The sequence below is a fragment of the Sulfurimonas indica genome (assembly GCF_009192995.1).
In the GTDB taxonomy this organism is placed as follows: domain Bacteria; phylum Campylobacterota; class Campylobacteria; order Campylobacterales; family Sulfurimonadaceae; genus Sulfurimonas; species Sulfurimonas indica.
Genome location: NZ_SDID01000028.1, coordinates 20,940 through 28,224 on the forward strand (window position 1 = coordinate 20,940; position 7,285 = coordinate 28,224).

At 37.5% G+C, this 7,285-nt stretch carries 7 protein-coding genes; all 7 read left to right on the forward strand.

Annotated elements, in window-relative coordinates; translation table 11 throughout:
- Positions 1-20: 20 nt before the first annotated feature.
- Positions 21-1,937, forward strand: coding sequence for a flagellar assembly protein A (locus tag ES948_RS09860; protein WP_152184778.1), 1,917 nt, complete (start codon positions 21-23; stop codon positions 1,935-1,937).
- 10 nt (positions 1,938-1,947) lie between these two features.
- A complete protein-coding gene (ruvA, locus tag ES948_RS09865; RefSeq protein ID WP_152184779.1) occupies positions 1,948-2,520 on the forward strand; it encodes a Holliday junction branch migration protein RuvA in 573 nt (190 codons plus the stop codon).
- 14 nt (positions 2,521-2,534) lie between these two features.
- On the forward strand, positions 2,535-3,581 hold the full coding sequence (locus ES948_RS09870; protein WP_152184780.1) for a D-alanine--D-alanine ligase: 1,047 nt from the start codon (positions 2,535-2,537) through the stop codon (positions 3,579-3,581).
- Positions 3,581-4,315 (forward strand): alpha/beta fold hydrolase, encoded by a 735-nt coding sequence (locus ES948_RS09875; RefSeq protein ID WP_152184781.1) that lies wholly within the window; start codon positions 3,581-3,583, stop codon positions 4,313-4,315. The genes ES948_RS09870 and ES948_RS09875 overlap by 1 nt, the downstream gene beginning before the upstream one ends.
- The gene (locus ES948_RS09880; protein ID WP_152184782.1) at positions 4,316-5,761 is read left to right on the forward strand and encodes a Mur ligase family protein; all 1,446 of its coding nucleotides are present in this window, start codon (positions 4,316-4,318) and stop codon (positions 5,759-5,761) included. It begins immediately after the preceding gene.
- Positions 5,762-5,794: 33 nt separating this feature from the next.
- Positions 5,795-6,280: a TRAP transporter small permease subunit gene (locus ES948_RS09885; RefSeq protein ID WP_152184783.1), complete on the forward strand. Its 486-nt coding sequence runs from the start codon at positions 5,795-5,797 to the stop codon at positions 6,278-6,280.
- Positions 6,277-7,285 (forward strand): TRAP transporter large permease (locus ES948_RS09890; RefSeq protein WP_152184784.1); only part of this gene is annotated, 1,009 nt, incomplete at its 3' end. The genes ES948_RS09885 and ES948_RS09890, both read left to right, overlap by 4 nt.

Consider the following 7,285-nt stretch of genomic DNA (forward strand, 5'->3'; position numbering starts at 1 on the left):
CTAAAATATCTGGATAAGTAATGGCACTCTTTGGCTCAAGTAAAAAGACACCTGCAATCAAAAAAGTACGTCCTACGGTTGTACGTACACAAAATGTCGCAAAAGAGCTTTTTAAAATAGCAAAATCCTATGAGATGGAGCCGGAACTCTTAGATTTTAATCTGCTGGATGTCCAAACCTATACGCGCTTGATTTCTGAAGAGAACAGAGAGACAGAGTGGGAGGAGATATCAAAAGAGGAGTCACAAAACTTTCACGATGAATCCCTTCTGCTAAACCCATTTTTCCAGATTAAACAGACCTATGAGATAGAAGTTTTTTCAAAAAAAGCTTCCAAAGATGACCACTATAGCAACTTAAAACTAGCCGTAGGTGCCAATGCAACAAAGTGTAAAGTCTATCTTAGCATTGCACAAGGGTCAAAAGTTGATTATGTTCCTCATTTTGAGCAAGATCTGATTGATATGATAAATCGTAAGAAAATTCGAGCAGGAATTTTGGTCTATATGTTTGATGCTATGGTTGAGGGTGTCGCCTCCAAGATATCTGCCCGCGTGAGGATTGCTGAAAAACTGGAGTTTGAACAGAGTGAAACACATCTTATCGCTGAAGCATATGAGCCGACGGTAACGAGAAACGATGAGTTGATACTTCATTATGAAGACTCTAAAGAAGTTGAAGAGAATGAGCGTGTAGACTATGCCTCACGTGGATTTATCCAGAGTGTACAAAAAGGGCAGCTGCTTATAGAGTATGTCAAGGCCAAAATGGGAAAACCGGGACGAAACTGTCGTGGTGAGTATATGGAACCAAAAGAGCCGATTGTAGCACATGAGCCAAATTTTAAAGTGAGTGAAAATATTAAAGTAGTCGAAGATGAAGACTCTATAAAATATTATGCCAATGAAAATGGCTACATCGCTTTTGAAGACAATACCTATGTTATCAAAAAAGAGGTGGATGTCGATGCTATTAGTTTTAAGACAACAGGTTCGATTGACAGTGGTGTAGATTCAGAGGTAAATATTACGGTCAAAGAGACAGATGCTATCAAAGATGCTGTTGGTTCTGGAATGACAGTCGAAGTAACAGAGATAGAGATAGATGGAAATGTTGGCTCTAATGCAAAAGTAGTCGCTAAAAAGGCAAGTATAGGCGGACAGACGCATAAAGCAGCAACGGTCATTGCAGATGAGTTGGAGATCAATGTCCATAAAGGAAAAGCGTACGGTAAAAATATCCATATAACAAGACTAGAGCATGGTCAAGTAGAGGGTGAAGTTGTAGAGGTTGCACAGGCAATAGGCGGTATCATCCGAGCCAAAGAGGTCGAGATAGGTATCTGTGCATCGCATGTAAAAGCAACAGCATCAAATACAATCGAGATAAAAAAGATGCTGGGAAGTGAAAACGTTTTTACGATTGATCCGCTTTTAAGTCGTGATATACAAAACTCAGTCGAAGACAATGAAGAACAGATAAAAGAGTTGGAACTTCGTATACGAGAGCTGAAAAAAGAGATAGAAAAATATACGAGTTTAATTAAAAATGGAACGAAAGTCTTTTTGGAAATTAAAAAGAGATTACTCCATTATCAAAAGAACAATGTGAAAATGCCGGAGAGCTTTGTCAAAAAATATAAACAGTTCCAGAATATGCAGCAACGTCTTAAAGAGCTTAAAGATGAATATACCCTCAAACAAGAGAAGTTGAATCTTTTAACAACACGTACAGCTTCATTTCAAGATAATATTATGGATGCGAGAATTATTAACAGAGACAAGTGGATTGGTTACAATGAGATAAAATTCAGACTTGTTGATCCCCCGATCGAACTTGTCTATAAGCCACTTGAAGGTTCAAGTGAAAAAGTATTTGGTTTGGTAGAGTTAAATGATGGCGAGTATGCAATTCGCCCTGTAGCTGAAGAAGGGTAAGTAGAAGAAGATGATAGTAGGACTTAATGGAGATGTAGTTTATAAAGAGCCTTCGTTTGTGCATATAAATGTAAATGGAGTTGTTTATGAAGTTTTTATATCATTGCATACTTTTTCTGCACTAGAAAATGAGAAAGTTTCACTTTTTACTACGCAGATAATCCGTGAAGATGCAAATCTGCTCTATGGCTTTATGGATATGAATGAGAAGAAGCTTTTTGCAAGATTGATCAAGATTAACGGGGTAGGGCCAAAAGTGGCAATGGCGATCTGCTCAACATATACGCCTGCACAGTTTGCAACGGTGCTTGGTAATAAAGATGTCAAAGCTGTACAAAAAGTTCCGGGAATCGGACCAAAGAGTGCAGGGCGCATCTTAGTTGAACTCAATGGTTTTGATGCAGAGATACTCAGTGGCACACCTGCAACACCAAATGCTTCGGCTGCATATAATGAAGCAAGTGAGGCACTGGAAGCACTTGGATTTAAAAAAGAGAAAATATCAAAAGCACTTGCAGCATGTGAAGGGGAAGATACGGCTTCTCTAGTAAAAGGTGCTTTGAAATTACTACAAACAATTTAAGAAGGAATCGTATATTGAAATTAACAATTTTATTTGGCGGAGCGAGTTTTGAACATGAGATAAGTATTGTGAGTGCAATTACACTCAAAGAGAAACTTACAGATTTTGATTTGAGTTTTATCTTCTGTGACAGTGACCACACTTTTTATCTTATAGAGCCTTCAAAAATGAAAGCAGTTACTTTTTCAAAAGGTGAGCATAAAAAGATGCCACAACTCACACTCACGCAGGGTGCATTCATACAGCAGAAAAAAGGAATGTTCGGTTCTAGTGTAGAACATAATAATGTGGTATTAAATCTGATTCATGGCGCTGATGGTGAAGATGGAACAATCGCTGCACTTTTAGATTTTTATGCTATTAAATACATCGGTCCACGTGTAGATGCATGTACTTTTTCTTATGACAAACGCTATACAAAGTATCTATGTGAAGCAATAGGTGTAAAAACTGTTCGTTATGAGGTGGCGCATAAAGATGAACTGAGTAATATCTCTATCTCCTATCCTATCATTGTAAAGCCTTCACGTCTTGGCAGCTCAATCGGTGTTAGTATAGTCAAAGATGAGAGTGAACTTGATTATGCACTTGATGTTGCTTTTGAGTTTGATACGGTTGTTCTGATTGAGCCGTTTTTAGAAGGTGTCAAAGAGTATAATTTAGCAGGTTATATGGCTGATGGAGTGATGCATTATTCTATCGTTGAAGAACCTCATAAAGAGGAGTTTTTGGACTTTGATAAAAAGTATATGGACTTTTCACGCTCTGAGCAGGTTTTAAAGGCGGATATCTCTGAAGAACTAGAAGTAAAACTCAAAGCAAATTTTGACAGAGTCTATCGCGGGCTTTTTGAAGGAGCACTTATCCGTTGTGACTTCTTTGTTCATAATGATGAGGTATTGCTTAATGAGATTAATCCTATTCCGGGTTCAATGGCAAACTATCTCTTTGAAGACTTTGCAAAAGCCATAGAGTCTCTAAGTCTCTCTTTACCTCACGCAAAGAGAGTAAAGGCCTCTTATGAGTATATTCATTCAATTTCTAAAGCAAAAGGGAAGTAATGGCGCTAAAGTCCATCCAGTACAAACAACATACATTTGATATAAGTTATGAGATTGTAAATCCTGAAGCACAGGTTGATTTAATCATTCTGCACGGTTGGGGAAGTAATAAAAACCTGATGAAACAGAGTTTTTCAAGCTATATGGATGGATTTCGTCATATCTACATTGACCTTCCTGGATTTGGGAACTCAACATGTTCTATGGCACTGACAACTGCAGATGTAGCGCGAATCGTAGAGCTCTTTATGATTCATATCAATGCACAAAAAGATATCATTATGGGGCACTCTTTTGGCGGTAAGGTTGCTCTTGTACTGGAGCCTAAAATACTGGTCTTAGTAGCAAGTGCCGGTATCTATGTTGAAAAACCACTCAAGATCAAAGCAAAAATTGCACTTTTTAAACTCTTTAAACTTCTAGGCCTTTCAAAATTTCGTTCTTTATTTGTTGCCGATGATGCAAAAGAGCTGAGTGAATATATGTACCAGACCTTTAAAAATGTTTTAAATGAAGATTTTTGTGATGAATTTTCCAAGTATGAGGGAAGAGCACTTCTTTTTTGGGGTAAAGAAGACAGTGCAACACCATTAAGCTCTGCAAAGAAGATAAATGAGCTTATCAAAGACTCAACACTTGAAGTGTATGATGGAGATCACTACTTTTTTATGAAGTATGCTGCAGATATCTCTAAAAAGATAGAAACAGAATTTTTGAAAAGTTTAGGACACTAGATGGAGAGTTATGAGACTTTTATAGCCTTTGTTGTCAATGTAGTCTTTGTTACTCTTTTGGGTTGGTATCTCATTACCAATCTGCAATGGTATGACTATAAACTAGAACGTGTACTTTTTAAACATCATAAGCCACATTGGCACATTCTGTACTTTATCATCCCTTTGATAGCTTACTATACTACAGACAAGTTCTTTACCATCTTTTTTATTTTCGCTATTATTCCTGCTATTGTCATATGGTACAAAAGACTTGATAAAAAGTTAGTACTTACCTGGCGTGTCAAACGCTTTTTAATTCTGCTTGTATCACTCACACTTTTTCAAGATGTTTTATGTACTTTAAAAGAAGCGTGTAATATCTATGGTGTAATGATGCCTCTGGCCGTAGCCTATATCGGTTCAACACTGATAGAGAAATTTTTGTTCAAAGTCTATAAAAAAGAGGCAAAGAAGAAGCTTCAAAGTATGAAGGACTTGCAAATTATCTGCATAACAGGGAGTTATGGCAAAACAAGTATCAAAAACTTTGTAACACAGATCTTAAGTGCAAAGTACAATGTCTATGCGACACCAAGAAGTGTCAATACTATTGGCGGTATCATAGCTGATGTCAATAACAATTTCCGTGAGGATGTAGAGGTCTATGTCTGTGAAGCAGGGGCACGTGAGAGAGGTGATATCTATGAGATTACAACCTTTTTAGAGCCACAGACTGTGGTTGTCGGACGTGTAGGTGAAGCACATATCGAGTATTTTAAAACTTTGGACAATATAGTACGAACGAAGTTAGAGATTATGCAATCACCTAGACTTGAACGTGCTTACATCCATACATCTGTAACAGATGAGTCTCATGATAAAGTGACATTTTTCGGTGATGAGATACAAGATGTCAATGCAACGTTAGAGGGGAGTGACTTTAAATTAAAGATCGATGATGAAGTTTTAGAACTGCATACTGATATATTGGGTAGTTTTCAGACGATGAATATCGCTGTAGCTGTTCGTATCGCCAAAGATTTTGGACTGAGCAATGAAGAGATAGTCAAAGCTGTAAAAAAGCTTGAATCTGTTGAACATCGTCTGCAGCTTATAAAAGCAGGTGGGAAAATCATCTTGGATGATGGCTATAATGGAAACATTGATGGAATGTTGGAAGCTATTCGTCTTTGTGCAACACATGAAGGTCGCAAAGTAATTGTTACTCCAGGACTTGTAGAGAGCAGGAATGAACTCAATCTCAAGCTGATTGAAGCCATTAATGAGGTTTTTGATATTGTCATCGTTACAGGTTCACTCAATGCAGAGCTTTTTAAGAAACATCTGAAAGTCAAAAATAAAATTATGCTTTCAGATAAATCTACTTTGACAGAACTCCTAGCAAATCAGACAAAAGCAGGAGATATTATACTCTTTGCAAATGATGCACCGAATTTCATTTAATATATCGAAAATAATATTTTTAAAAGAGTGGGTATGAAATTTATAGACAGCATTACAAAATATACAGCATATTTGACAGCTTTTATCTTGGCACTGTTAGTTGTTTTGGTTGTTTACGATGCGACAAGCAGGTACTTGTTTTCAGAAGGATCAACAGCGCTTCAGGAACTTGAATGGCACTTTTTTGATGTTGTAATTCTTTTGAGTATTGCATATACTTTACGAAACAATGCTCACGTGAGAGTTGATATCTTTTATGAGAAATTTTCACCAAAGACAAAAGCACTCATTAATATCTTCTCTTTTATATTTTTTGTTTTACCGCTCTCTTTTTTGATTATCTACATTGGTATTGGTTTTGTGGAGATGAGTTATCTGCAGCATGAGGCTTCTTCAGACCCGGGAGGGCTCAAATATCGCTGGATTGTAAAATCTTTGATGCCTTTGGCATTTTTCCTTTTGGCACTGCAGGCTTTTAAAGAGCTTGTAAGTGACATTAGAAGATGGAAGTCACTATGATAGCACTTATAATGTTTTGTGTGGCTCTTTTGTTATTACTGTTTGGTGTACCGGTTGCTTTTGCTTTTGGTGGAGTGGCGATGATGTTTGCATTCTTCACTCCAGATGTTGGTTTTGAAGTCTTTAATATTCTGCCGTTTCGTATCTATGGAATTATGGGCAACACAACACTGATGGCAGTTCCACTTTTTATTATGATGGGTTTAATTCTTGAAAAATCCGGAATGGCTGAAAAACTGTTGATGTCAATGAGCTCACTCTTTAAAGGTGTAAGAGGTGGGCTTGGTGTGAGTGTTGTTTTAGTGGGTGCAATACTTGCAGCTTCAACTGGAATAGTCTCAGCAAGTGTAGTTATGATGAGTGTTATAGCCCTTCCTTTGATGCTGCAAGCAGGCTATAACAAAGGTTTGGCATCAGGGACTATTGCAGCAAGTGGAACGCTTGGGCAGATTATTCCACCTTCAATTATCTTAATTGTTTTGGGTGATGTTATGAGTGTGAGTGTGGGTGAGCTTTTTATGGGAGCAGTGCTTCCGGGACTAACACTTGTAGGACTTTATATTATGTATATCCTCATTCGTGCATTTATCAACAAAGAGGATGCTCCTGCAATTATCAGTGAAGAAAAAATAAGTATAGTAGCGCTTCTTTTTACCATCATTCCGCCACTGCTGTTAATGGTAGCCGTGCTTGGAAGTATCTTTGCAGGAATCGCTTCTCCGACAGAATCAGCCGCTTTTGGTGTTGTAGGTGGTGTACTGCTCTCAGCGCTCAATAAAACACTGAACTTTGAGATGATAAAGTATGCACTCTTTGAGACAATGAAGCTCTCAGGTATGATTTTTATGATACTCATCGGTGCAACGACTTTTAGCCTTGTCTTTAATGAACTTGGCGGAACTGATTTGATATTAGAGTTTTTCTCTCATGATATCGGTGATGTGTGGGTGTTTATCGGTGTAGCAATGCTTGCCATTTTTGTACTTGGCTTTTTCATTGACTTTA

Bases quoted from the DNA above. Each gene is read 5' to 3' on its own strand.
- ES948_RS09860 (WP_152184778.1), top strand. From the start codon at position 21: ATGGCACTCTTTGGCTCAAGTAAAAAGACACCTGCAATCAAAAAAGTA.
- ruvA (WP_152184779.1), top strand. From the start codon at position 1,948: ATGATAGTAGGACTTAATGGAGATGTAGTTTATAAAGAGCCTTCGTTT.
- ES948_RS09875 (WP_152184781.1), top strand. From the start codon at position 3,581: ATGGCGCTAAAGTCCATCCAGTACAAACAACATACATTTGATATAAGT.
- ES948_RS09880 (WP_152184782.1), top strand. From the start codon at position 4,316: ATGGAGAGTTATGAGACTTTTATAGCCTTTGTTGTCAATGTAGTCTTT.
- ES948_RS09885 (WP_152184783.1), top strand. From the start codon at position 5,795: ATGAAATTTATAGACAGCATTACAAAATATACAGCATATTTGACAGCT.